Origin of the sequence: Agrobacterium tumefaciens (genome assembly GCF_031801495.1) — a bacterium.
In the GTDB taxonomy this organism is placed as follows: domain Bacteria; phylum Pseudomonadota; class Alphaproteobacteria; order Rhizobiales; family Rhizobiaceae; genus Agrobacterium; species Agrobacterium tumefaciens_K.
Genome location: NZ_JAOEGC010000002.1, coordinates 1,110,122 through 1,134,291 on the forward strand (window position 1 = coordinate 1,110,122; position 24,170 = coordinate 1,134,291).

A 24,170-nucleotide genomic window follows, 5' to 3' on the forward strand; every position below is an offset into this window, starting at 1 on the left:
AACTGCCTCACCAGGTCATGTCAAGCCGCTCCAGTCCATGGAACGGATAGACGTTCTTGACTTTGGGGGGGGAGGCAATCCGCAGGTTCGGCAGACGCTCGAAAAGAAGCGGCAGAACGAGGTTGAGTTCCAGTCGTGCCAAAGGCGCACCGATGCAGAAATGAATGCCTGCGCCGAAGGAGACGTTCGCGCCTTCGTCCCTGTCAGGCTTGAAGTCGAGAGGATCGCTGAATTTCAGCGGATCGAGATTAGCGGCCGCCAGAATGAGATTGATCCTGTCACCGCGCTCGAACCTGATGCCGTCGATTTCTGCCGATTCCAAGGCCCACCGCTGAAAAAGATGGACCGGGGCACAGATACGCATCGTCTCCTCGACGACACGTTCGGTGGCGGCCTCATCGCGAAACAGCCTCTCCGGCGCTATACCGCTTTCCAGTATCACGCGCACCGAGTTGCCGATCTGATGCACCGTTGCCTCATGGCCGGCATTCAGAAGAACGATCGTCGTGGAAACGAGTTCGTCGTCCGTCAGGTACTGGCCCTTATGTTCCGTATGAATCATGTGGCTCAGCAGATCGTCCTGCGGATTTGCCCTGCGCTCCGCGATCACGCCGCGCACATAGTCGGCAAACTCCCTTGCTGCCCCGTCCGCGGCCAGTTCGTCGTCGTAGGTACGCTTGAACATGTACATGCCGACATAGTCATGCGACCACTTGAGCAATTGCGGCCCCATCGCCTCGGGAATGCCGATCATGTTCGCGATCATCGTCACCGGAATGATATCGGCGAATGAGGAGAGCAGTTCCGTCTTGCCTTCCTTCTCGAAGGCGTCGATCAGCCGGTTGGTCAGCGCCAGTATTTCCGGTTTCATTTTTTCGACATGGCGGGACACGAAGGCACGGTTGACCAACGTGCGCAGTCGGGTGTGTTCCGGCGGCTCTATTTCGAGAAGCGAATGCTGCTCTGCCGCGTAGAAGTGTTTCACATGGTCGGACGGTTCAGGCAGTCCGAGTTCCTCGCGGCTGGCGACGTGGAGTATCTGTCGCCCGAAGCGGCGGTCGCGCAGCAGGCTGCTGACGTGATCGTATCCTGTGAAGAACCATTGTTTCTGCTCTTCCCAGTAAAAGGTGGGACAGTGCGCATGAAGCAGGGCATAGGCCGCGTTGGGATTGAGGTAAAATGCCGGATCGCGCGCATCGAAGGAAACGCGGCGTTCAACGGGATCTATTTTCAGGAAGGGCGATGATGCTGTCATGCCCTAGCTCTAGAACGGCTATCACGATTTGAAAAGTGCTCTGCGCCACCTCAATCCATTATCGGCTTCGGGGGCTCTCGACGGGGGAGTTTCAGCGCTGAGCTATTGCCGCTATCCGGTGCAGCGCCGCCACCTGCCGGTCGGCATAGTTGTCCATCGGGTCTTCCTGACGGTCAGCCGCAGGGACAACAATATTGGCCGATTCACGGCAGATGACGGTCCTGTTTCTGCCGGTCTTTTTCGCGGAATAGAGCGCACGGTCCGCCTCGGTCAGAAGCAGGTTCAGATTGGCGTCTTCGATCGGGGCGTCGGCGATACCCGCACTGGTCGTCACCTGAATATGCGTGCCGTCGGCGCGCACAGGTACTCTGCAGAGGGTGCTGCGGATGCATTCGGCGATTGCGATTGCCTGCGTCGTGTCGTCTGCGGCGGCGATCAGCGCGAATTCCTCGCCGCCCATTCGCACGAACAGTCCCTGGCCGTTGATGGTTTGGACGGCCATGCTGCAAAAATGCACGAGAACAGCGTCACCGGCCTGATGGCCGTATCTGTCGTTGATCTTCTTGAAGTGGTCGATGTCGAACACCGTCAGCACCACGCGGCTGGCTGGCGCTGGTGAGCATGACTTTATACGCTCGAACTCTTCTGCAAGACCGCGCCGGTTCAGGACGCCGGTCAGATGGTCGGTCATGGCGAGGCGGCTAAGGCGTCGTTCCGTCTCTTCCATCATGATCTTCGCACTGATCATGATGATGGCGGTGAAGCCGAGCGCGCTGGAAAACGCCAGAGGGACTGTCAAGGGAAGGGCATGCGGAGAGGTCATGTCCTTCGGCAGCACGAAGAACGCTGTGACGATACTTGAAACCGCCTGGAGCACGAGGATTGCAGCGAGCAGTTTGCGATTGCCCTGATTGTGCGCATCTTTTTTCAGGACGATGGAAGCCAGCATGAAGTAGCCTGCCGCCGCACAGAATTGATAGAGCAAGATGCGCGACACCATGTTGTGGCGGACAGGCTCCAGAAACATGCCTGCCACCCACAGCAGGGCGGGAATCGCGGTCCAGCCGCCGATCTTGCGCTGCTCGAAGGAAAGAAGGCCTGCCATCCAGAACCCGAATGCCGCGAGTGTCAGGGTGTTACCGACCTGTATCGAGAGGAAGCTGGCGATTTCTCCGCGCATCGCGATCAGGATGGTTCCAGTTCCGGTCGCGACGAAGCCCGCTGCAAAGTAGAGATTATGGCGCCGTGAAGGGCCGTGCAGCCAGAGTACACCGAGCAGGACGGCAAGGGTCAAAGTTTCGGCGGCCCACAGGAATAGGCCAGTCTTCGCATCCAGCATTGCAAAAAATTCCTACTCGCGCGATCGCGCCCAAAAAGGCAGGCTCCGGTGCCGGACAACGTGTCGCGGCGCCGGAAACCTATCAAGATGCCATTTCGTCCACGGTGGGTCGTTACCCCTGCGGGCGGCGAAATTCGACAGGCAGTATCACCATCAAATACCTAACGAGTTCTTGCCACTGATAAGTTACATCTGTGTATAACGAAATGATTTTATGTTTACCCGCCGGTTACCAAGAATTGCATCCTGCGTGGAAAACAGGTCTGGACCGCTTTTGCCGGTTTCAGGGACGCCCAGACCTGTTAAGGAGCAGGCCGAAACACGCTTCTGTCGTTAAGGATATGCGGCTTCGTGTCTTGAAGTACGGTGCAGGGACACTCTATGTAGAGAAATGAAGCCTAGAAGTGATTCCGAAGCGGGTTTCCGCAACGGCTAAGAGTTTGACAAAGGACGGACATGAAAAATCCAGTTGATACCGCCATGGCTCTGGTGCCGATGGTCGTAGAGCAGACCAATCGCGGCGAACGGTCCTATGACATCTACTCACGTCTTCTCAAGGAGCGCATCATCTTCCTCACCGGCCCGGTAGAGGATCACATGGCGTCTCTCGTTTGTGCGCAGCTTCTGTTCCTTGAGGCGGAAAACCCCAAGAAGGAAATCGCGCTTTACATCAATTCCCCCGGCGGCGTCGTCACGGCGGGAATGGCTATCTACGATACGATGCAGTTCATCCGTCCTGCCGTGTCGACGCTGTGCGTCGGTCAGGCTGCGTCGATGGGGTCGCTGCTTCTTGCCGCAGGTGAGAAGGGCATGCGCTTCGCAACGCCGAATGCGCGCATCATGGTTCACCAGCCTTCCGGCGGTTTCCAGGGGCAGGCATCCGACATCGAACGCCATGCTCGTGACATCATCAAGATGAAGCGTCGCCTGAATGAAGTTTATGTCAAGCACACCGGCCGCACGCTGGATGAAGTTGAAAAAACGCTCGATCGCGACCACTTCATGGATTCCGAGGAAGCAAAGGACTGGGGTGTGATCGACAGGATTCTCACCTCGCGTCAGGAAATCGAAGGCGCCTCCGCGAATTGAGACGCACGGCTTTTTGAAGGTTGAAAGCTCCGGCAAAAGTAATTTCGGGGCTTTCAAGCGGAAAAGAAAGCGCTAATAGTACATATTAAGGCTGTGTTGAATTTTTATGACGTAGCCTTTGGTTTGATGGGGAATTCGTTGCCGCCGGTTGTCAGGTCATGTATCTGATACGGTTAGTACCCCCGGGAAATAAGGCGGACACGGTAGTGCACTCAAGGGTGGCCGTGTCGGCGAGCGGTAAGTTGACCGCGATCCGTTTGACGGACCTGCGGCGTGCTGGAAGGAAAGAGATATGAGCAAAGTCAGCGGCAGCAACGGCGGCGACTCGAAAAATACACTCTATTGTTCATTCTGCGGCAAGAGCCAGCACGAAGTCCGGAAACTCATTGCCGGACCGACAGTATTCATCTGCGATGAATGCGTCGAATTGTGCATGGACATCATCCGCGAGGAGAACAAGACGTCGATGGTGAAGTCGCGTGAGGGTGTTCCCACCCCGCAGGACATCATCAAGATCCTCGACGAATACGTCATCGGCCAGAAACAGGCGAAGAAGATCCTGTCCGTGGCTGTTCACAACCATTACAAGCGCCTCGCACACGCCTCCAAGAACGGCGACGTGGAACTGGCGAAGTCGAACATCATGCTCGTTGGCCCGACCGGTTGCGGCAAGACCTATCTTGCCCAGACGCTCGCCCGCATCATCGACGTTCCCTTCACCATGGCGGACGCAACAACGCTGACCGAAGCCGGTTATGTCGGTGAGGATGTCGAAAACATCATCCTCAAGCTGCTCCAGTCTGCCGATTACAACGTCGAACGCGCTCAGCGCGGTATTGTCTACATCGACGAAGTGGACAAGATCTCGCGCAAGTCGGACAACCCGTCCATCACGCGCGACGTTTCCGGCGAGGGTGTTCAGCAGGCGCTTCTGAAGATCATGGAAGGCACGGTCGCTTCGGTTCCGCCGCAGGGTGGTCGCAAGCATCCGCAGCAGGAATTCCTGCAGGTGGATACGACCAACATTCTGTTCATTTGCGGCGGTGCCTTCGCCGGTCTGGACAAGATCATCTCGGCCCGTGGTGAAAAGACCTCCATCGGTTTCGGCGCGACGGTCAAGGCGGAAGACGATCGTCGTGTTGGCGAAGTGCTGCGCGAACTGGAGCCGGAAGATCTGGTGAAGTTCGGCCTCATTCCGGAATTCATCGGTCGTCTGCCGGTTCTGGCGACGCTGGAAGACCTTGATGAGGATGCGCTGATCCAGATTCTGTCGGAGCCGAAGAACGCGCTGGTCAAGCAGTATCAGCGCCTGTTCGAGATGGAAGATGTGGAGCTGACTTTCCAGGGCGATGCTCTGCGTGAAATCGCCCGCAAGGCGATCACCCGCAAGACCGGTGCCCGTGGTCTGCGCTCGATCATGGAAAAGATCCTGCTCGACACCATGTTCGAACTGCCGACGCTGGAAGGCGTTCGTGAAGTGGTGATCTCGGATGAGGTCGTCAGCGGCGTTGCCCGTCCGCTTTACATCTATGCCGATCGCAAGGACGAGAAGGCCAACGTTTCGGCCTGATCCGCGAGCTGAATGTTATCAAAGCCCCTCGCGGTTTCGGCCGCGGGGGGCTTTTTTGTGTCACGCGATATCTCAGGTGTCTTTATGGGCTTTGTCACTGCAACTCTGGTTCATGTCGACGATGTGGAGGAGGGGCGCCCCTAGTACGCGAAGGCCTTCCCCGAGGCCGTTCCCTCGGTCAGTCATCCCTCCCTTTTTGAATTTCTCAAGGTGGGCGACGTCCAGCTTGAGATCGTGGCCGCCGATGAGAATCGACGACAATCTCGGGATGTGCGAGTTTCGTGATCCCTGGGGCAATTGCGTCGGTCTTCGTGGCCCGATGGTAAAGACTTTGAATTGAACGCACATGTGTGTCGGATGCGCGGAGCGTCCATGGTAATAATACGTGGAGGGGAAGCGTCCGCCGTCATTTTGCGTTTTGAGCGGATTGCGCTTTACTGATAATGTCTTACAACTGATTTGCAGCGCGATATGACGGAAATGTGAATATCCGTCGGCGAAACGGTTCCTCCCTGCGGGACGGATAACCGGAAATGTTGAGAGTAGAGGCCTGCGCTGGGTTTTGTAGAATTTCACGGCTTTGTCGCTTCGCGAGGCCGTCTGTTCCGGCGACTTGAAATCGGTGTTCGCAAACTCCACTTTCAGTCTCGAGAAATGAATATGCCGGCTGCCTCCCAAGACATCCGGCAACATGTCCCGAAAAGGGACCATGGAAAGGAAATGATATGACGAACATCACGTCTGCGGCATCCGGCGGTACCTATCCCGTACTTCCCCTGCGCGACATCGTTGTTTTCCCGCATATGATCGTTCCCCTGTTCGTCGGGCGGGAAAAGTCCATCCGCGCTCTGGAGGAAGTCATGGGTTCCGACAAGCAGATCATGCTTGTCACCCAGATCAATGCCAGCGATGACGATCCCGAACCGGAAGCCATTCACAAGGTCGGCACGGTTGCCAATGTTCTTCAGCTGCTGAAGCTGCCCGATGGCACCGTCAAGGTGCTGGTCGAGGGCAAGGGCCGCGCGAAGATCGACACCTACACCGATCGCGAGGATTTCTACGAAGCAACGGCAACGCAGCTCGTGGAACCCGTCGAGGACGCCGTCGAGATCGAGGCGCTGTCGCGCTCCGTCGTGTCGGAGTTCGAAAGCTATGTGAAGCTCAACAAGAAGATTTCTCCGGAAGTGGTTGGCGCTGCCGGCCAGATCGATGATTATTCGAAGCTTGCCGATACGGTTGCGTCGCACCTGTCGATCAAGATCACCGAAAAGCAGGAAATGCTGGAAACCGTCAGCGTGAAGCAGCGGCTTGAAAAGGCGCTCGGCTTCATGGAAGGCGAGATTTCCGTTCTTCAGGTCGAGAAGCGTATCCGCTCGCGCGTCAAGCGCCAGATGGAGAAGACCCAGCGCGAATATTACCTGAACGAGCAGATGAAGGCTATCCAGAAGGAGCTCGGCGACGGCGAGGACGGCCGTGACGAGATGGCCGAACTGGAAGAGCGCATCGCCAAGACGAAGCTTTCCAAGGAGGCCAAGGAAAAGGCCGAGGCGGAAATGAAGAAGCTTCGGCAGATGAGCCCGATGTCGGCCGAAGCCACCGTCGTGCGCAATTATCTGGATTGGCTGCTCGGCCTGCCCTGGGGCAAGAAGTCGAAGATCAAGGCCGACCTGAACAATGCTGAGAAGATCCTCGATCAGGATCATTTCGGTCTGGACAAGGTCAAGGAACGTATCGTCGAGTACCTGGCCGTTCAGGCCCGAGCCACGAAGATCCGCGGCCCGATCCTTTGCCTCGTCGGCCCTCCCGGCGTCGGCAAGACCTCACTTGCCAAGTCGATCGCCAAGGCGACCGGTCGTGAATATGTACGCATGGCGCTGGGTGGCGTTCGTGATGAAGCGGAAATCCGCGGTCACCGCCGTACCTACATCGGCTCCATGCCGGGCAAGATCGTCCAGTCGATGAAGAAGGCCAAAAAGTCCAATCCGCTCTTCCTGCTCGACGAAATCGACAAGATGGGAATGGACTTCCGTGGCGATCCGTCGTCGGCTCTGCTCGAGGTGCTGGATCCGGAACAGAACTCCACCTTCATGGATCACTACCTTGAAGTGGAATATGATCTGTCGGACGTCATGTTCGTGACGACAGCCAATACGCTGAACATTCCCGGCCCTCTGATGGACCGTATGGAAGTCATCCGTATTGCCGGTTACACGGAAGACGAAAAGCGCGAAATCGCCAAGCGTCACCTGCTGCCGAAGGCGATCAAGGAGCATGCATTGCGTCCGGAGGAATTCTCCGTCACCGATGATGCGCTGATGATCGTGATCCAGCAGTATACCCGCGAGGCGGGCGTGCGCAGCTTCGAGCGCGAGCTGATGAAGCTGGCGCGCAAGGCCGTCACCGAGATCATCAAGGGCAAGGTCAAATCCGTCGAGGTAACCGCTGCCAACGTTCCGGATTACCTGGGCGTTCCGCGGTACCGTCACGGCGAAGCCGAGCGTGAAGATCAGGTCGGTGTCGTTACCGGTCTGGCCTGGACGGAAGTTGGCGGTGAGTTGCTCACCATCGAAGGCGTGATGATGCCGGGTAAGGGTCGCATGACCGTGACCGGCAACCTCAAGGATGTGATGAAGGAATCGATTTCCGCGGCGGCATCCTATGTCCGTTCGCGTGCGGTTGATTTCGGCATCGAGCCGCCGCGCTTCGACAAGAGCGACATTCACGTTCACGTTCCGGAAGGTGCAACCCCGAAGGACGGTCCGTCTGCCGGTGTGGCAATGGCAACCGCCATCGTTTCGATCATGACCGGTATTCCGGTGTCGAAGGATGTTGCCATGACGGGTGAAATCACGCTGCGTGGTCGCGTTCTGCCGATTGGTGGCCTGAAGGAGAAGCTGCTTGCGGCTCTTCGCGGCGGCATCAAGAAGGTGCTGATTCCGGAAGAAAACGCCAAGGATCTGGCGGAAATTCCGGACAACGTGAAAAACGAAATGGAAATCATTCCGGTTTCACGCATGGGCGAGGTCATCAAGCATGCTCTGATCCGCCAGCCGGAACCCATTGAGTGGGACGGCAGCATCGAGACGCCGGTCATTGCGACCGTCGAGGGTGTGGACGACACGAACACGACGATTGCGCATTGATGCGTTTCGCTCGGAACGAGTGATGCCAATTTGGCACGATTTATGGGAAAGGCCGGCATTTATGCCGGCCTTTTTTGTGAAAATGCCGCCAGACCTCTTGTTTTTCAGGCGATTCCAGCGCTTTTGGGTTGCTACGCGCGGATGCAAAAGTATTCTGCGCCGGCTTAATTTGAGTCGTTTCATACCGATGAAAGGGGTGGAAACATGAACAAGAACGAGCTCGTCTCTGCTGTTGCCGAAAAGGCTGGTCTCACGAAGGCAGACGCTGCTTCCGCTGTTGACGCAGTATTCGAAACTGTCCAGAACGAACTGAAGAACGGTGGCGACATTCGCCTCGCTGGCTTCGGCAGCTTCTCTGTCAGCCGCCGCGAAGCTTCCAAGGGTCGCAACCCGTCCACGGGTGCTGAAGTCGATATCCCGGCTCGCAACGTGCCGAAATTCTCTGCAGGCAAGGGCCTGAAGGACGCCGTCAACTCGTAAGGTTTCCGGAAGCCGTCTCGCCGTGCGGCGTGCGAACGGTTTCAGGTTCACGAGGAAACATGTTTTGACGCCTTGAAGCCTTATCAGCAGATTGTGCGATTGAACGAAAAGAAGCCCGGCCTTTTGGTCGGGCTTTTTGTTTTATCGAGGTCGTGTCCCCCTATGACTTTCAGGCTTGAAGCGATGAAACGTCGCTTTACACACATCCGTGTCATGCCACTGTCATGTCTCTCGCGCAGAAGCCTTTGGAACGAGTATCTGAACGCAAAGGGGGATTTACTATGGCGCTCCGATTTTCTCATGTGGCCTTGACTGCGGCATTGCTGACGTCAGTTGCCTTTCCTGCTGCCGCGGAGCAGGTCTTCAACCGCGTTGCTGCTTTTCCGGTGGCAAGCAATATTCCTGAAGGCAAAGACGCCAAGACAACGACGTCTTCCGAGATCATTGCTGCCAGCGAAGACGGCAACACGCTGATCTATTCCGATAGCCCGCTGGGCGGCATCGGTTTCGTCGATATCACCGATGCGAAAGCACCAAAAGCGCTCGGCGCCCTGATGATGGATGGCGAGCCGACCTCGGTTGCTGTTGCCGGCGCCAAGGTTCTGGCTGGCGTCAACACCTCGGAAAGCTATGTGAAGCCATCTGGAAAGCTGATGACGGTGGATATCGCCACCAAAAAGATCGAAGCAAGTTGCGACCTTGGTGGCCAGCCGGATTCTGTTGCGATTTCGCCCGACAAGACCTTCGCTGCGATCGCCATCGAAAACGAACGTGACGAAGATGTCAACGATGGCGCGCTGCCGCAGATGCCGGCCGGTTTTGTGGTGACCGTTGGCCTGAAAGACGGCGTAGCCGACTGCGCGACACTCAAGAAAATCGATCTGACCGGTCTTGCTGAAATCTCCCCTGAAGATCCGGAGCCGGAATTCGTCTCCATTAACGCCAATGGCGAAATTGCTGTCACTCTTCAGGAGAACAACCATATTGCCATCATTGACGGCAAGAGCGGTAAGGTTACGAGCCATTTTTCCGCCGGTTCGGTTGATCTCGAAGGCATCGACACGAAGAGCGATGGCCAGCTGAAGTTCACCGACAAGCAGGAAGCGCGCAAGCGGGAGCCGGACGCGATCAAGTGGCTCGGTACCGACCGGGTGGTGATCGCCAATGAGGGTGACTGGGAAGGAGGCTCGCGCGGCTTCACGATCTTCGACAAGACCGGCAAGCTGGTCTACGAATCGGGTGCAACACTCGAGCACGCCATTGCAGCAATCGGCCATTATCCCGAGAAGCGCTCCAAAGCCAAGGGCATCGAGCCGGAGGGACTGGAAACAGCGACGTTCGGCGGCGAGAATTACTTCTTCGTTCTCAGCGAACGCGCATCTGTCGTCGGCGTCTATAAGGACACGGGCGCAGAGCCGCAGCTCGTTCAGCTTCTGCCGTCAGGCGTTTCGCCGGAAGGTGCGGTTGCTATTCCGTCGCGCAACCTGCTGGTTACCGCCAATGAGGCCGATCTCGGCGAAGATGGCGGTGCGCGTTCGCACGTCATGATCTACGAGCGCAGCGAAGGCGAGGCGGCTTACCCGCAGCTCGTATCGGCAAAAATCGATGGACTGCCGATTGGCTGGGGTGCGCTTTCCGGCCTGACCGCCGATGCGCAAAAGCCCGGTATTCTCTATGCCGTCTCCGACTCGGTTTACGGCAACCAGCCGTCGATCTACACCATCGACGCCACGAAGAAGCCGGCCGTCATCACCAGCGCTCTGCGCGTCAAGCGTGACGGTATGGCTGCCCAGAAGCTCGATATCGAAGGCATCGCCCTCGATGGCAAGGGCGGTTTCTGGCTGGCATCGGAAGGCGACAGCAGCAAGCTCGTTCCGCACGCACTCTACAACGTCAACGCCAAGGGCGAGATCAAGGCCGAGATTGCTCTGCCGAAGGAACTCCTCAGTGGCGAAACGCGCTTCGGATTCGAAGGTGTGACCGTTGTGGGCGAAGGTGACGACGCCACCCTGTGGATGGCCGTGCAGCGCGAATGGGGAACCGACGAGAAGGGTACGGTCAAGCTCGTTTCCTACAAGCCGAAGTCGAAGGAATGGGGCGCAGTGCGTTATCCGCTCGAAAAGGCGGGTGAAGGCTGGGTTGGCTTGTCTGAAATCTCGGCCTTTGGCGATCACGTCTATATCGTGGAGCGCGACAACCAGATTGGTGACAAGGCGAAACACAAGAAACTGTATCGCGTTGCTCTTTCCGAGCTGAAGCCAGCCAAGATTGGTGGCGAACTGCCGCTGGTGAAGAAAGAGGAAGCCCACGACTTCCTGCCGGACCTGAAGGCGCAGACGAATGGTTACGTCGTTGACAAGCTGGAAGGCTTCACGTTCGACAAGGACGGGACCGCCTATGCCGTCACCGACAATGATGGCGTCGATGATTCCTCTGGCGAAACGCTGTTCTTCACGGTCAATCTGAAGGCGATCAATTGATCGCTTCGGTGAAAGAAAGAAAAGCCGGGGTTTGCGCCCCGGCTTTTTTGTCTTGTAGCGCCGTCGGGCGAAGAAAGGCTGGCTTTCCCGACCTCCGTTGATTTGGGGGCGCACAACGCAGGCCTGGCGCTGGTCTCATCGCATACCGGGAATCAGGCGCGGGGGGGGGCTGCCGGACACCGTCTGCGAGAATATCAGCGTGGGAAAGCCGCAACGCCATTCAAACGTCATGTGCCGTTTCAATGCCGATTGCCGATTTGATAGGTCGGGGAGGGGTTAACGGCCGGGAGAAATCTTTTTGCCCGGAGTGTCCTGCTTTTCGGAGTCCTGCTGGACCCAGCGAAAAAAAATATAAATAGGCAGCGCAATGAGCGCGAGTGTCACAAACGCGTCGATCGACATGGTTTCATCCATCATTAAAACCGCTCATCATGAGCCGGCAGGCTGACCATCCAACAAAACCGTTGAGAAAATCTGAATCACCTGCACCCCCGTTACACCACTTCGGACGGTGCTATTCAGCGCGGAGACGCTCGCCTGCGGCGAGTCATCTGCTGTTCGATGCGTTTCGACACATCAAGTGCCGAGTCGATACACGGCCCCCGATTTTGTCGTGCCAAATTGACTTTGACCGCCCGCCGGATCCTCGAAACTTTTTCTGAGGGAGATCGATTTATTTGCGCAAAGAATCTGCTTCGCGCCAGGCAGGTGCCGATAGGCGGGCAGGGGAGGTCGAATCTTCAGCGCAGAAAAAAGTCCAGCAAAGGGAAGCGAAGAATGAGGGGCAAAGGATCGGGCAAACAGCGAACGCTGAAAACCAGCGAAAACCACTCTAAGCGTTCAAGTCTCTGTATTCTCTTTGGGAAGTAATGGTGGGCGATGAGAGACTCGAACTCCCGACATCCTCGGTGTAAACGAGGCGCTCTACCAACTGAGCTAATCGCCCTTCGCGTCTTTCGGATCGTGTCCGCCGCGTCGGTGGCCGTGATGTATGCGGATCAGAAAAAAACCGCAAGTGCTTTTGTGAAGTTTTTTCGTTTTTTTTCGAGATTGTTTTGCCGGGTGAGGGGGCGGATTGGTGGAAAGCCCGGAAAAACGGGGTTTTGGCGTCATGTGCCCTGCTGGATCCGTATGATGCTGCGATGCAAAATCCCCCCGAAGCCGCGCAGGGTCTGTGGATAAAGTTTTTGCATGTGATGTAAAAGACTATATAAATCAGTTGATTAATGGGTTATCTCGGGTCTTTGGCGCGACTTTTTTTGATGCAAAATGCGCAAGCTTATTCTTTTGTCGTGAAACCTGCTTGACACCCCAGCACGAACGCCGTAGTTAGCCGCTCAACGAACAGCCGAGGCTGGTTCGCACAGTGAAACGAAAGCTTCACTGTTCAGGAGATGCGGGTGTAGCTCAGTCGGTTAGAGTGCCGGCCTGTCACGCCGGAGGTCGCGGGTTCGAGCCCCGTCACTCGCGCCATCCTGATCCTCGGAAACGCAGATAAATATCTGCAAAATGCGCGGGTGTAGCTCAGTCGGTTAGAGTGCCGGCCTGTCACGCCGGAGGTCGCGGGTTCGAGCCCCGTCACTCGCGCCATTCTTTTCTCCGAAGTAAAATCATTTCAGTCTTGATTGAGGTTGCTCCGGGCGATTTTTCGCCTCGATTCTCACCTCTGTCCGTGGCGTTTCCCTAGGTCAATTTCCTGTGTTTTGAAGTCAAGTTTCGTCCCTTGAAAATCGTCACTTTCACGGCTTTCGCGTGTAAAATTTGTGTGACTTTTTTACGGTTTGGGTCTTCAATCGATTATTATTTTATTTGAGTGACTTAGCGCCGACTGATGGCCCAATTTTGCGTCAATCTGGGCAATATTGTTGCCAATCAATCGGGCAGGCGTCTTGAAATGGAGCTGAAACTCTTGCAGAGAGAGTGCGGCTGCGCTAACGACTTTGGCGTTGCAACATATTTTTGCGCCTTGAGACTTTTGGTCGCAAGGAAGGTCCGGCACCCGGCCGGGCAGGGAAGAGACCATGACTGAACTCCTCAGTTCCTACATTCCGATCGCAATCTTCATCGGTATTGCCCTTGTTATCGGTCTGGCGCTTCTGATCGCGCCTTTCGCGGTTGCTTACAAAAACCCGGACCCTGAAAAGCTGTCTGCCTTCGAATGCGGTTTCAACGCCTTCGACGACGCCCGTATGAAGTTTGATATCCGCTTTTATCTGGTGTCGATTCTCTTCATTATCTTTGACCTTGAAGTCGCCTTCCTTTTCCCATGGGCGGTTTCGTTCGGAGAGATGGGCTGGTTCGGCTTCTGGTCGATGATGGTGTTCCTTCTGGTTCTCACCATCGGCTTCATTTATGAATGGAAGAAGGGAGCGCTGGAATGGGCATGAGCCAGAACGACACCACGCTCGTCGCGCCCAAGCCGCGCGGGATCATCGATCCCAACACCGGCAAGCCTGTTGGCAGCGATGACGCCTACTTCACCGAGATCAATGATGAGTTGGCCGACAAGGGTTTTCTCGTCACCTCGACCGACGAACTGATCACCTGGGCCCGTACGGGGTCGCTGATGTGGATGCAGTTCGGCCTGGCCTGCTGCGCCGTTGAAGGCCTGATGCAGGCGTCCGGTCCGCGTTACGACATGGAGCGCTTCGGTGTTGCGCCGCGCGCTTCACCGCGCCAGTCGGATGTCATGATCGTCGCTGGCACGCTGACCAACAAGATGGCGCCCGCGCTTCGCAAGGTCTACGATCAGATGCCTGAGCCGCGTTACGTCATTTCCATGGGCTCCTGTGCCAATGGCGGCGGCTACTATCACTACTCCTACGCCGTCGTTCGCGGCTGCGACCGAGTGGTGCCTGTCGATATCTATGTGCCGGGCTGTCCCCCCACGGCGGAGGCGCTGCTTTACGGCGTGCTTCTGCTGCAGAAGAAAATCCGGCGTACCGGAACGATCGAGCGTTAAGGGCAGAGGACTATAGAATGAGCGAAGCTCTCAACGATCTGGCCGCCTATGTGCAGGAAGCGCGCGGTTCTCTGGTCGAGTCTCACGCTATTGCATATGGCGAATTGACACTGAACACGACGCCTGAAAACGTCGTTGCGCTGCTGACCTTCCTGCGCGACGACGTGCAGTGCGGTTTCGTCAATATCATCGACATTTGCGGTGTGGACTGGCCTCAGCGCGAGAAGCGCTTCGATGTGGTCTATCACCTGCTGTCGCCGCGCCAGAACCTGCGCGTTCGCGTCAAGCTTCAGGTGGCGGAAGACGAGGGGGTCCCCTCCGCGACGTCCGTTTTTTACGGCGCGGAATGGTTCGAGCGCGAAGCCTGGGACATGTATGGCATTCCATTCGAGGGCCATTCGGACCTGCGCCGTATTCTCACGGACTACGGCTTTGAAGGCCATCCGTTGCGCAAGGACTTTCCGGTTACCGGCTTTGTCGAAGTGCGCTACGATGACGTTCTCAAGCGCGTTCTTTATGAACCCGTCGAATTGAAGCAGGAATTCCGTAGCTTCGATTTCCTTTCCCCATGGGAAGGCACCGACTACGTTCTTCCCGGCGACGAGAAGGCCAAGCAATGAGCGAAGCTGTCGCAACAGAGCAGGGGCAATGTCTTTGCGGCGCCGTTCGCTTCACAGCGAAGATCGGTGGCCGTGAATTCGGCGTTTGCCACTGCTCTATGTGCCGTCGCTGGTCCGGCGGAGCGTTCCTTGCTGTAGAATGCGCCGAGGTTGCTTTCGAAAACGAGCAGAATTTGGGCGTTTATTCTTCCTCGGAGTGGGGTGAGCGCTGTTTCTGCAAGAATTGCGGCAGCACGCTGATGTGGCGTTCAAAAGACGGTAATCATTTTGCCGTATCGCTTCAGGCCTTCGACAACCCTTCCAGTTTCAAGTTTGCGTCACAGATTTTCATCGATGAGAAGCCCTCGAGCTACTCCTTCGCTGAATCCACGCCAACCATGACCGGCCCCGAATTCATCGCCATGATTACCTCGGCGGAGCACTAAGCATGACAGAGCATAACGTCCGCAATTTCACGATCAACTTCGGCCCGGAACACCCTTCCGCGCACGGCGTGTTGCGTCTCGTTCTCGAACTCGATGGTGAAATCGTCGAGCGCGTGGATCCGCATATCGGCCTGCTGCACCGTGGCACCGAAAAGCTGATCGAAACGAAGACCTATCTCCAGGCAGTCCCGTATTTCGACCGTCTGGACTACGTTGCGCCGATGAACCAGGAGCATGCCTTCGCGCTAGGCGTTGAAAAGCTGCTCGGTCTAGAAATCCCGATGCGTGGCCAGCTGATCCGCGTTCTCTATTCGGAGATCGGCCGTATCCTGTCGCACATCATGAACGTGACGACGCAGGCCATGGACGTTGGCGCGATGACGCCGCCGGTCTGGGGCTTCGAAGAACGCGAAAAGCTGATGGTGTTCTACGAGCGTGCCTGTGGCGCGCGCATGCACTCGGCTTACGTCCGTCCGGGCGGTGTCCATCAGGATCTGCCGCCGGAACTCGTCGACGATATCGGCAAGTGGTGCGATCCGTTCCTGACCGTTCTCGACAATATCGAAGGTCTTCTGACCGACAACCGCATCTACAAGCAGCGTAACGTCGATATCGGCGTGGTGTCGCTGGAAGACGCGTTTGCCTGGGGTTTCACGGGCGTTATGGTGCGCGGTTCGGGCGCTGCCTGGGATCTGCGCCGTGCACAGCCTTATGAGTGTTATTCCGATCTGGAGTTCGATATTCCTGTCGGCAAGAACGGCGACTGCTACGACCGTTATCTGATCCGCATGCAGGAAATGCGTGAATCGGTGAAGATCATGAAGCAGTGCGTCGATCTGCTTTCGGGCAAGCATCGGATCGGTCCCGTGTCGTCTCTGGACGGCAAGGTGGTTCCGCCGAAGCGTGGCGAGATGAAGCGTTCGATGGAAGCGCTGATCCACCACTTCAAGCTCTACACCGAAGGTTATCACGTTCCGGCTGGTGAAGTGTATGCGGCTGTTGAAGCCCCGAAGGGCGAATTCGGCGTCTATCTGGTCGCCGACGGCTCCAACAAGCCTTACCGCTGCAAGATCCGCGCTCCGGGTTATGCGCATCTGCAAGCCATGGATTTCCTCTGCAAGGGACATCAGCTTGCCGACGTGACAGCAGTTCTCGGCTCTCTCGACATCGTGTTCGGGGAGGTCGATCGCTGATGCGTCTGCCGCTGGCCATTCTGGCTTTTCTTGCCGCGTTTGCCGCGCCTGTTTTCGCCCAGACTGCGGCGGATCAGGGCGTGTCTTCGAGGTCAAGCGGCGGCTCTTCGACCATCAAGCAGCTTCTGACGTTGGGATATGAGATCAAGGCCTCGGTTCCCAATGGCAGCAAGTTCATTGTGTTCATGCAGAAAGACAAGGCGGCTTACGCCTGCGAGTTCGTGACGGTCACGACATCGCGGTGTGAGACGTTAAATTGAAAAAGGCGTGAGGAAGTATGTCCGTTCGTCGACTAGCCGAAGATCAGTTCCAGCCCACGGGTTTCGCATTTAACGCGGACAATACCGCATGGGCGGAAAAGACGATCAAGAAATATCCGGAAGGACGCCAGCAGTCTGCGGTTATCCCGCTGCTGATGCGTGCTCAGGAACAGGATGGCTGGGTGACCCGCGCCTGTATCGAGAAAATCGCCGACATGCTGGATATGCCCTATATCCGCGTGCTCGAAGTCGCGACGTTCTATACCCAGTTCCAGCTGAAGCCGATCGGCACGAAGGCGCATATCCAGGTCTGTGGCACCACGCCCTGCATGCTGCGCGGTTCCGAAGCGCTGATGGACGTCTGCCGCCACAAGATTCACCATGATCCGCTTCACACCAACGAGAGCGGCACGCTGTCGTGGGAAGAAGTCGAATGTCAGGGCGCCTGCGTCAACGCGCCGATGGTCATCATCTTCAAGGATGCCTATGAGGATCTGACGCCCGAGCGTCTGGAAGAGATCATCGATGCGTTCGAAGCAGGCAAGGGCGATACCGTCAAGACCGGCCCGCAGATTGATCGCCACCTTTCGGTTCCTTTCGGTGGCCTCACCACGCTGACCGAAGAGATCAAGCCGGATCGTTCTAATCTGGACAAGCCTGCTGAAGCTCCTCCTGCTGCTCCGGCGCCTGCGCCGTCCGAAGCTGCGAAGCCGAAGACGACGGCTCCGGAAGCCGATGCCAAGCTGAAGACGCCTGTCACCGCGCCGAAGGCTGCGGAAGAAAACGTCAAGGCTGCCGAAAAGGAAGCCTCCGGCTCGGCAGAGGCCGCAAAGCCAGCGCTCGACAGCAAGGATCGCCCGGCTGCTATCGAAAAGCCTGCGACGATCGATGACCTGAAGCTGATCTCCGGCGTTGGCCCGAAGATCGAAGGCACGCTGCATGAACTCGGTATCTTCACCTTCGCGCAGATCGCCGCGTGGAAGAAGGCCGAATGCGATTGGGTCGATAGCTATTTGAATTTCAAGGGCCGTATCGAGCGTGACGAATGGCTCAAGCAGGCCGAGGCGCTCGCCAAGGGTGGCGAAGCCGAGTATATCAAGGTCTTCGGCAAGAAGCCGCGGTAAGAGGTGAAGTATGTTAAAAGATCAGGATCGCATCTTTACCAATCTCTACGGCCTCAAGGACAAGTCCCTGAAGGGCGTTCGTGCACGCGGCCATTGGGACGGCACCAAGCAGATCATCGAAAAGGGTCGTGACTGGATCATCAACGAGATGAAAGCATCCGGCCTGCGCGGCCGTGGTGGCGCTGGCTTCCCGACCGGTCTGAAGTGGTCCTTCATGCCGAAGGAAAGCGACGGCCGTCCGCATTATCTCGTCGTCAACGCCGACGAATCCGAGCCCGGCACGTGCAAGGACCGCGAAATCCTTCGCAACGATCCGCATACGCTGATCGAAGGCTGCGTGATTGCCGGTTTCGCCATGGGTGCGCACACGGCTTATATCTATGTTCGTGGCGAATACATGCGTGAGCGCGAAGCCCTCCAGGCCGCGATCGACGAATGCTACGACGCTGGCCTGCTCGGCAAGAACAACAAGAACGGCTGGGATTTCGACGTTTACGTCCATCACGGCGCTGGCGCTTATATCTGCGGTGAAGAAACCGCGCTGCTCGAAAGCCTTGAAGGCAAGAAGGGCCAGCCACGCCTGAAGCCGCCGTTCCCGGCGAACATGGGCCTTTACGGTTGCCCGACGACGGTCAACAACGTCGAGTCCATCGCCGTTGCCCCGACCATCCTGCGTCGCGGCGCTGCCTGGTTCTCGTCCATCGGCCGTCCGAACAACGTCGGCACGAAGCTGTTCATGGTTTCCGGCCACGTCGAGCGTCCGTGCACGTTCGAAGACGCGCTGGGCCTGTCGTTCCGCGAGCTGATCGAGCGTCACTGCGGTGGTATCCGCGGCGGCTGGGACAATCTTCTCGGCGTTATCCCCGGCGGCGCATCTTGCCCCATCGTTCGCGGTGAGGACATGAAGGACGCGATCATGGACTTCGACGGCATGCGCGAAGTCAAGTCGTCCTTCGGTACGGGCGGCATGATCGTCATGGACAAGTCCACCGACGTCATCAAGGCAATTGCCCGTATCGCGGCTTTCTTCAAGCACGAAAGCTGCGGCCAGTGCACGCCTTGCCGCGAAGGCACGGGCTGGATGTGGCGCGTGCTGGAGCGCATGGTGAAGGGCAACGCGCAGAAGCGCGAAATCGATATGCTGTTCGAAGTCACGAAGCAGATCGAAGGCCACACCATCTGCGCTCTCGGCGACGCTGCTGCCTGGCCGGTTCAAGCTCTCATCCGCAATTTCCGTCCGGAAATCGAAAAGCGGATCGATCAGTACACCTACAGGGCCATGGATGATGGCGCTGTTCTTGAGGCTGCCGAATAATAATTCGGCAGCTGGATGCGGCGCTGGCTCAGACCTTCGCCGAACCATCATGACGCGGCTGGCAGGTCAGTTTGAGTGCTGGACGTGATTAAGGATTTGTTGCGGACTGTGTGGGACACGGGACGAACAGGCAACAGGACGTAAGTAGAACCATGGCAAAGCTCAAGGTTGACGGTAAAGAGATCGAGGTTCCGGATCATTTCACGCTGTTGCAGGCGTGTGAGGAGGCTGGCGCCGAAGTTCCGCGCTTTTGTTTTCACGAGCGCTTGTCGGTCGCGGGTAACTGCCGCATGTGTCTCATCGAGGTGAAGGGCGGACCGCCCAAGCCTGCTGCATCCTGCGCCATGGGCGTGCGCGATATCCGCGGCGGCCCGAATGGCGAACTGCCGGAAGTTTTCACCAACACGCCGATGGTCAAGAAGGCCCGCGAAGGCGTGATGGAATTCCTGCTCATCAACCACCCGCTGGATTGCCCGATCTGCGACCAGGGCGGAGAATGCGACCTTCAGGACCAGGCAATGGCCTTCGGTATCGCCGGTTCGCGGTACGCTGAAAACAAGCGCGCGGTTGAAGACAAGTACATCGGACCGCTCGTCAAGACGGTCATGAACCGCTGCATTCACTGCACGCGCTGCGTCCGTTTTACGACGGAAGTGGCGGGCATCGCCGAACTCGGCCTGATCGGCCGCGGCGAAGACGCCGAGATCACCACCTATCTCGAGCAGGCGATGACCTCCGAGCTTCAGGGCAACGTTGTTGACCTTTGCCCGGTTGGCGCGCTGACCTCCAAGCCATTCGCTTTCACGGCACGTCCGTGGGAACTCAACAAGACCGAAACCATCGACGTCATGGACGCGCTCGGTTCGGCGATCCGTGTCGATACGCGTGGCCGTGAAGTCATGCGCGTCATGCCGCGCGTCAACGAAGCTATCAACGAAGAGTGGATCTCCGACAAGAGCCGCTTCATCTGGGACGGCCTGAAGACGCAGCGCCTTGACCGTCCTTATGTCCGCAAGGATGGCCGTCTGCAGCCCGCGACCTGGGGTGAGGCGTTCGGCGCGATCCGTTCGGCCGTCGGCGCAACTTCCGGCAACAAGATCGGCGCGATTGCTGGCGATCTGGCCTCGGTTGAAGAAATGTTTGCGCTGAAGTCGCTTCTCGCATCGCTCGGCTCGGCCAATGTTGACTGCCGTCAGGACGGTGCAGCGCTTGATCCGTCGCTCGGCCGCGCCAGCTATCTGTTCAACGCCACCATCGAAGGCATTGAACAGGCCGACGCGCTCCTGATCGTTGGCTCCAACCCACGTTACGAAGCGGCCGTTCTCAACGCCCGCATTCGCAAGCGCTGGCGTCGCGGCGGCTTCCCTATCGGTGTGATCGGTGAAGGCGGCGAACTGCGCTACGATTACGAATACCTCGGCTCCGGCGCGGAAACGCTTTCGGATCTGGCAAATGGCTCGCACAGCTTCGTTGACAAGCTGAAGTCCGCCAAGAATCCGCTCATCATCATCGGCCAGGGCGCTCTGGCGCGCGCTGATGGTGCTGCTGTTCTCAGCGCTGCGGCAAAGCTCGCCGTTTCGGTTGGCGCCGTTACCGAAGAGTGGAACGGTTTCTCCGTTCTTCACACGGCAGCTGCCCGGGTTGGTGGTCTGGACATCGGCTTCGTACCGGGTGAGGGCGGTGTTTCCGCCGCTGACATGGTTGCGTCGATGGACGTTCTTTTCCTGCTTGGCGCAGACGAGATCGACCTGTCGAACAAGGGTGCCAAGTTCACCGTCTACATCGGCAGCCATGGTGATCATGGCGCGATGAACGCTGATGTCATCCTGCCTGGTGCGGCCTATACCGAAAAGTCCGGTATCTGGGTCAACACCGAAGGCCGTGTTCAGGTTGGCAACCGTGCTGGTTTCGCTCCCGGCGAAGCCCGCGAAGACTGGGCAATCCTGCGCGCCCTGTCCGACGTTCTCGGCAAGAAGCTGCCGTTCGATTCTCTGTCGGCGCTGCGTGGCCAGCTTTACGTTGCCCATCCGCATCTGGCCGAAACCGACGAGATCGTTGCCGGCAACGGCAAGGACCTCGAGGCGCTGGCCGGCAAGGTTGGCACACTCAACAAATCGGCGTTTGCCTCGCCGGTTAAAGATTTTTATTTGACGAACCCGATTGCGCGCGCCTCCGCTGTCATGGCCGAGTGCTCCGCATTGGCCCGCAACAATTTCAAGGCTGCGGCAGAGTAAGGGTAGGGGATTATGGATTCGTTTTTCTGGAGCTACGTCTGGCCCGCGCTGATTATGGTCGGCCAGTCCCTGCTGCTTCTCGTGTGTTTGCTGGTGTCCATCGCCTTCCTGCTGCTGGCCGACCGTAAGGTCTGGGCCGCCGTACAGCTGCGCCGTGGCCCGAACGTCGTTGGCCCGTTTGGTCTGTTCCAGTCGTTCGCCGACCTTTTGAAGTTCATTCTCAAGGAGCCGGTTATTCCGGCTGGTGCCAACAAGGCCGTGTTCCTGCTGGCTCCGCTGGTTGCCGTGACGCTTGCGCTCGCCACCTACGCGGTCATTCCGTTCAATGAAGGCTGGGTCGTCGCCAACATCAACGTCGGCATTCTCTATATTTTCGCGATCTCGTCGCTCGAAGTATACGGCATCATCATGGGCGGCTGGGCTTCGAACTCGAAGTATCCGTTCCTCGGTGCGCTTCGTTCGGCGGCGCAGATGGTGTCTTACGAAGTGTCCATCGGTCTGGTGATCGTGACCGTTCTGCTATGCGTTGGTTCGCTGAACCTCACGGACATCGTTCTGGCCCAGAAGACCGGCCTTGGCACCATGCTCGGCCTGCCTGCCTCGTTCCTAGATTGGCACTGGCTGTCGCTGTTCCCGATGTTCATCGTGTTCTTCATTTCCGGCCTTGCCGAAACCAACCGTCCGCCTTTCGACCTTCCGGAAGCGGAATCGGAACTGGTTGCCGGTCACATGGTCGAATATGGCTCCACGCCGTACATGATGTTCATGCTTGGCGAATATGCTGCCATCGTTCTGATCTGCTGCCTGACGACGATCCTGTTCATGGGTGGCTGGCTGCCGATCGTGGACGTATGGTTCCTGAACTGGGTTCCGGGTATCGTCTGGTTCGCGCTCAAGGGCTGCATGGTCTTCTTCATGATCGCTCTGACGAAGGCTTTCGTTCCCCGTTACCGCTATGACCAGCTCATGCGCCTTGGCTGGAAGGTGTTCCTGCCGCTGTCGCTCGCCATGGTCGTTATTGTTGCATTCGTACTGAAGCTGACGGGGTGGGCAGGTTGATGCCTGAACTCCTCGCTCAAAGATCTGGAGACTGAGATGGCAAGCCTCTCCCAAGCCGTCAATTCACTGTTCCTCAAGGAGTTCGTTGGCGCGATCTTCCTGACGATGCGCCACTTCTTCAAGCAGAAGGCGACAGTGAACTACCCGTTTGAAAAGGGTCCGGTTTCTCCGCGTTTCCGTGGGGAGCACGCTCTGCGCCGTTATCCGAACGGGGAAGAACGCTGCATCGCCTGCAAGCTGTGTGAAGCGATCTGTCCTGCTCAGGCCATCACCATCGAAGCTGGCCCGCGCCGCAATGACGGCACCCGTCGTACGGTGCGTTACGACATCGACATGGTGAAGTGCATCTATTGCGGATTCTGCCAGGAAGCATGCCCGGTCGACGCGATCGTGGAAGGTCCGAACTTCGAGTTTGCGACAGAAACCCGCGAGGAGCTCTATTTCGACAAGCAGAAGCTTCTCGACAATGGCGACCGTTGGGAGCGTGAAATCGCGCGCAACCTCGCGCTGGATGCGCCTTATCGCTAAGGTGCAACCGTGTTCGGCGGAGCTTGCGCTTCGGTGAACGATGAAAGAGTAAATGCCTGTCAGGTTTTACCGGCAGGGATAAACGGGTGAGGGGACGACAAGGGTCTTCTCTGCCCGGATGAGGACGAGAAGGCACCAACATGGGTCTGCACGCTATATTCTTTTACATATTCGCTTTCGTCGCCGTGGCGTCTGCGTTTCTGGTCATTGCATCGAAGAACCCGGTTCACTCGGTCCTCTTCCTGATCCTGACCTTCTTCAACGCGGCTGCGCTGTTCCTGCTGACGGGAGCCGAGTTCCTCGGCATGATCCTGTTGGTGGTCTATGTCGGCGCCGTGGCGGTGCTCTTCCTCTTCGTCGTCATGATGCTGGATGTCGATTTCGCCGAACTGCGCTCGGGCGTGCTGCAATATGCGCCGGTCGGCGCGTTGATCGGCCTCATCCTCGCAGCGGAGCTGATCGTCGTGGTTGGTGGCAGCATGCTGAACCCGCAGGCGGCCAAGTCGATCACCATGCCGATCCCGAACCCGCTTGAGCGCACCAACACGGCTGCACTCGGCGACGTTCTTTATACGAACTACGTCTACTTCTTCCAGCTCGCCGGCCTCGTGCTGCTGGTCGCCATGATCGGCGCAATCGTGCTGACGCTGCGTCACCGCACAGACATCAAGAGGCAGGATATATCGGTCCAGGTTGGCCGTGACCCGAAAACGGCGGTCACGACGGTCAAGGTCAAGCCGGGCCAGGGCATCTGAGGCGCGAACGGATCCAAGGAAAAAGAATATGGAAATCGGTCTTTCCCACTACCTGACGGTCAGCGCGATCCTCTTCACGATCGGCGTCTTCGGTATCTTCCTCAACCGGAAGAACGTCATCGTCATCCTCATGTCGATCGAACTCATCCTGCTTGCGGTCAATCTCAACATGGTGGCGTTCTCGTCCTTCCTGAACGATATCGTCGGTCAGGTATTCGCACTGTTCATCCTGACCGTCGCTGCTGCCGAAGCGGCCATTGGTCTTGCAATACTCGTTGTCTTCTACCGCAACCGTGGATCGATCGCGGTGGAAGACGTCAATATGATGAAGGGCTGATA

Annotated in this window: 21 protein-coding genes and 3 tRNA genes; 20 read left to right on the top strand and 4 right to left on the bottom strand. The window is 57.5% G+C overall.

What is annotated here, in order from left to right:
- Positions 1-7: 7 nt before the first annotated feature.
- Complete coding sequence (locus N7578_RS14880; RefSeq protein ID WP_311111074.1) at positions 8-1,255, bottom strand: cytochrome P450; 1,248 nt, start codon at positions 1,253-1,255, stop codon at positions 8-10.
- A gap of 91 nt (positions 1,256-1,346) precedes the next feature.
- Positions 1,347-2,594: a GGDEF domain-containing protein gene (locus N7578_RS14885; RefSeq protein WP_311111075.1), complete on the bottom strand. Its 1,248-nt coding sequence runs from the start codon at positions 2,592-2,594 to the stop codon at positions 1,347-1,349.
- 456 nt (positions 2,595-3,050) lie between these two features.
- On the opposite strand from N7578_RS14885, the gene clpP reads away from it, so the two are divergent.
- From clpP to N7578_RS14910, 5 genes are all read left to right on the top strand, one after another.
- A complete protein-coding gene (gene clpP / locus N7578_RS14890) occupies positions 3,051-3,683 on the top strand; it encodes an ATP-dependent Clp endopeptidase proteolytic subunit ClpP (protein ID WP_311111076.1) in 633 nt (210 codons plus the stop codon).
- A 292-nt stretch (positions 3,684-3,975) separates the two neighbouring features.
- The gene (clpX, locus tag N7578_RS14895) at positions 3,976-5,253 is read left to right on the top strand and encodes an ATP-dependent Clp protease ATP-binding subunit ClpX (protein WP_311111077.1); all 1,278 of its coding nucleotides are present in this window, start codon (positions 3,976-3,978) and stop codon (positions 5,251-5,253) included.
- A gap of 725 nt (positions 5,254-5,978) precedes the next feature.
- Positions 5,979-8,396 carry an endopeptidase La gene (gene lon / locus N7578_RS14900; protein WP_311111078.1) on the top strand — a complete coding sequence of 806 codons (2,418 nt, stop codon included), beginning with the start codon at positions 5,979-5,981 and terminating at the stop codon, positions 8,394-8,396.
- A gap of 204 nt (positions 8,397-8,600) precedes the next feature.
- The gene (hupB, locus tag N7578_RS14905) at positions 8,601-8,876 is read left to right on the top strand and encodes a DNA-binding protein HupB (RefSeq protein ID WP_138795572.1); all 276 of its coding nucleotides are present in this window, start codon (positions 8,601-8,603) and stop codon (positions 8,874-8,876) included.
- A gap of 281 nt (positions 8,877-9,157) precedes the next feature.
- Positions 9,158-11,356 carry an esterase-like activity of phytase family protein gene (locus N7578_RS14910; protein WP_311111079.1) on the top strand — a complete coding sequence of 733 codons (2,199 nt, stop codon included), beginning with the start codon at positions 9,158-9,160 and terminating at the stop codon, positions 11,354-11,356.
- A 276-nt stretch (positions 11,357-11,632) separates the two neighbouring features.
- Here the strand turns inward: N7578_RS14910 and N7578_RS14915 are convergent, their stop codons facing one another.
- Together N7578_RS14915 and N7578_RS14920 are read right to left on the bottom strand one after the other, a co-directional pair.
- Positions 11,633-11,758 carry a hypothetical protein gene (locus N7578_RS14915; protein WP_311112592.1) on the bottom strand — a complete coding sequence of 42 codons (126 nt, stop codon included), beginning with the start codon at positions 11,756-11,758 and terminating at the stop codon, positions 11,633-11,635.
- 468 nt (positions 11,759-12,226) lie between these two features.
- Positions 12,227-12,302 (bottom strand) — tRNA-Val (locus tag N7578_RS14920).
- Between the two features lie 450 nt (positions 12,303-12,752).
- Here N7578_RS14920 and N7578_RS14925 point away from each other — a divergent pair.
- The 15 genes from N7578_RS14925 (at position 12,753) to nuoK (ending at position 24,168) form a co-directional block, all read left to right on the top strand.
- Positions 12,753-12,829 (top strand) — tRNA-Asp (locus N7578_RS14925).
- Between the two features lie 40 nt (positions 12,830-12,869).
- Positions 12,870-12,946 (top strand) — tRNA-Asp (locus N7578_RS14930).
- A 431-nt stretch (positions 12,947-13,377) separates the two neighbouring features.
- Complete coding sequence (locus tag N7578_RS14935; RefSeq protein ID WP_138795570.1) at positions 13,378-13,743, top strand: NADH-quinone oxidoreductase subunit A; 366 nt, start codon at positions 13,378-13,380, stop codon at positions 13,741-13,743.
- Positions 13,734-14,318: an NADH-quinone oxidoreductase subunit B gene (locus N7578_RS14940; protein ID WP_311111080.1), complete on the top strand. Its 585-nt coding sequence runs from the start codon at positions 13,734-13,736 to the stop codon at positions 14,316-14,318. Before N7578_RS14935 ends, N7578_RS14940 begins: the two co-directional genes overlap by 10 nt.
- A gap of 17 nt (positions 14,319-14,335) precedes the next feature.
- Positions 14,336-14,938, top strand: coding sequence for an NADH-quinone oxidoreductase subunit C (locus N7578_RS14945; protein WP_311111081.1), 603 nt, complete (start codon positions 14,336-14,338; stop codon positions 14,936-14,938).
- Positions 14,935-15,363 (top strand): GFA family protein, encoded by a 429-nt coding sequence (locus N7578_RS14950; protein ID WP_311111082.1) that lies wholly within the window; start codon positions 14,935-14,937, stop codon positions 15,361-15,363. Before N7578_RS14945 ends, N7578_RS14950 begins: the two co-directional genes overlap by 4 nt.
- Positions 15,364-15,365: 2 nt before the next feature.
- Positions 15,366-16,556: an NADH-quinone oxidoreductase subunit D gene (locus N7578_RS14955; protein WP_311111083.1), complete on the top strand. Its 1,191-nt coding sequence runs from the start codon at positions 15,366-15,368 to the stop codon at positions 16,554-16,556.
- Positions 16,556-16,816, top strand: coding sequence for a hypothetical protein (locus N7578_RS14960; protein WP_311111084.1), 261 nt, complete (start codon positions 16,556-16,558; stop codon positions 16,814-16,816). Before N7578_RS14955 ends, N7578_RS14960 begins: the two co-directional genes overlap by 1 nt.
- A gap of 17 nt (positions 16,817-16,833) precedes the next feature.
- A complete protein-coding gene (gene nuoE, locus N7578_RS14965) occupies positions 16,834-17,940 on the top strand; it encodes an NADH-quinone oxidoreductase subunit NuoE (RefSeq protein ID WP_311111085.1) in 1,107 nt (368 codons plus the stop codon).
- Positions 17,941-17,950: 10 nt separating this feature from the next.
- The gene (gene nuoF / locus N7578_RS14970; protein ID WP_311111086.1) at positions 17,951-19,255 is read left to right on the top strand and encodes an NADH-quinone oxidoreductase subunit NuoF; all 1,305 of its coding nucleotides are present in this window, start codon (positions 17,951-17,953) and stop codon (positions 19,253-19,255) included.
- Between the two features lie 152 nt (positions 19,256-19,407).
- Positions 19,408-21,489, top strand: coding sequence for an NADH-quinone oxidoreductase subunit NuoG (nuoG, locus tag N7578_RS14975; protein WP_311111087.1), 2,082 nt, complete (start codon positions 19,408-19,410; stop codon positions 21,487-21,489).
- A gap of 12 nt (positions 21,490-21,501) precedes the next feature.
- Complete coding sequence (nuoH, locus tag N7578_RS14980) at positions 21,502-22,548, top strand: NADH-quinone oxidoreductase subunit NuoH (RefSeq protein WP_311111088.1); 1,047 nt, start codon at positions 21,502-21,504, stop codon at positions 22,546-22,548.
- A 36-nt stretch (positions 22,549-22,584) separates the two neighbouring features.
- Positions 22,585-23,076: an NADH-quinone oxidoreductase subunit NuoI gene (nuoI, locus tag N7578_RS14985; RefSeq protein ID WP_003502385.1), complete on the top strand. Its 492-nt coding sequence runs from the start codon at positions 22,585-22,587 to the stop codon at positions 23,074-23,076.
- A 140-nt stretch (positions 23,077-23,216) separates the two neighbouring features.
- Entirely contained in the window at positions 23,217-23,831 is a 615-nt protein-coding gene (locus tag N7578_RS14990) for an NADH-quinone oxidoreductase subunit J (protein WP_311111089.1), read from the top strand.
- Between the two features lie 28 nt (positions 23,832-23,859).
- Positions 23,860-24,168 carry an NADH-quinone oxidoreductase subunit NuoK gene (gene nuoK / locus N7578_RS14995; RefSeq protein WP_138795558.1) on the top strand — a complete coding sequence of 103 codons (309 nt, stop codon included), beginning with the start codon at positions 23,860-23,862 and terminating at the stop codon, positions 24,166-24,168.
- The last annotated feature ends 2 nt before the right edge of the window (positions 24,169-24,170 follow it).

What these genes read in the sequence shown, in the direction of transcription:
- clpP (WP_311111076.1), top strand. Translation starts at nt 3,051, where the DNA reads ATGAAAAATCCAGTTGATACCGCCATGGCTCTGGTGCCGATGGTCGTA.
- lon (WP_311111078.1), top strand. Translation starts at nt 5,979, where the DNA reads ATGACGAACATCACGTCTGCGGCATCCGGCGGTACCTATCCCGTACTT.
- N7578_RS14940 (WP_311111080.1), top strand. Translation starts at nt 13,734, where the DNA reads ATGGGCATGAGCCAGAACGACACCACGCTCGTCGCGCCCAAGCCGCGC.
- nuoK (WP_138795558.1), top strand. Translation starts at nt 23,860, where the DNA reads ATGGAAATCGGTCTTTCCCACTACCTGACGGTCAGCGCGATCCTCTTC.
- N7578_RS14990 (WP_311111089.1), top strand. Translation starts at nt 23,217, where the DNA reads ATGGGTCTGCACGCTATATTCTTTTACATATTCGCTTTCGTCGCCGTG.
- clpX (WP_311111077.1), top strand. Translation starts at nt 3,976, where the DNA reads ATGAGCAAAGTCAGCGGCAGCAACGGCGGCGACTCGAAAAATACACTC.
- N7578_RS14885 (WP_311111075.1), bottom strand. Translation starts at nt 2,594, where the DNA reads ATGCTGGATGCGAAGACTGGCCTATTCCTGTGGGCCGCCGAAACTTTG.
- nuoE (WP_311111085.1), top strand. Translation starts at nt 16,834, where the DNA reads ATGTCCGTTCGTCGACTAGCCGAAGATCAGTTCCAGCCCACGGGTTTC.
- N7578_RS14955 (WP_311111083.1), top strand. Translation starts at nt 15,366, where the DNA reads ATGACAGAGCATAACGTCCGCAATTTCACGATCAACTTCGGCCCGGAA.
- N7578_RS14950 (WP_311111082.1), top strand. Translation starts at nt 14,935, where the DNA reads ATGAGCGAAGCTGTCGCAACAGAGCAGGGGCAATGTCTTTGCGGCGCC.
- N7578_RS14915 (WP_311112592.1), bottom strand. Translation starts at nt 11,758, where the DNA reads ATGTCGATCGACGCGTTTGTGACACTCGCGCTCATTGCGCTGCCTATT.
- N7578_RS14960 (WP_311111084.1), top strand. Translation starts at nt 16,556, where the DNA reads ATGCGTCTGCCGCTGGCCATTCTGGCTTTTCTTGCCGCGTTTGCCGCG.
- nuoH (WP_311111088.1), top strand. Translation starts at nt 21,502, where the DNA reads ATGGATTCGTTTTTCTGGAGCTACGTCTGGCCCGCGCTGATTATGGTC.
- nuoG (WP_311111087.1), top strand. Translation starts at nt 19,408, where the DNA reads ATGGCAAAGCTCAAGGTTGACGGTAAAGAGATCGAGGTTCCGGATCAT.
- N7578_RS14910 (WP_311111079.1), top strand. Translation starts at nt 9,158, where the DNA reads ATGGCGCTCCGATTTTCTCATGTGGCCTTGACTGCGGCATTGCTGACG.
- N7578_RS14880 (WP_311111074.1), bottom strand. Translation starts at nt 1,255, where the DNA reads ATGACAGCATCATCGCCCTTCCTGAAAATAGATCCCGTTGAACGCCGC.
- N7578_RS14945 (WP_311111081.1), top strand. Translation starts at nt 14,336, where the DNA reads ATGAGCGAAGCTCTCAACGATCTGGCCGCCTATGTGCAGGAAGCGCGC.
- N7578_RS14935 (WP_138795570.1), top strand. Translation starts at nt 13,378, where the DNA reads ATGACTGAACTCCTCAGTTCCTACATTCCGATCGCAATCTTCATCGGT.
- nuoI (WP_003502385.1), top strand. Translation starts at nt 22,585, where the DNA reads ATGGCAAGCCTCTCCCAAGCCGTCAATTCACTGTTCCTCAAGGAGTTC.
- nuoF (WP_311111086.1), top strand. Translation starts at nt 17,951, where the DNA reads ATGTTAAAAGATCAGGATCGCATCTTTACCAATCTCTACGGCCTCAAG.
- hupB (WP_138795572.1), top strand. Translation starts at nt 8,601, where the DNA reads ATGAACAAGAACGAGCTCGTCTCTGCTGTTGCCGAAAAGGCTGGTCTC.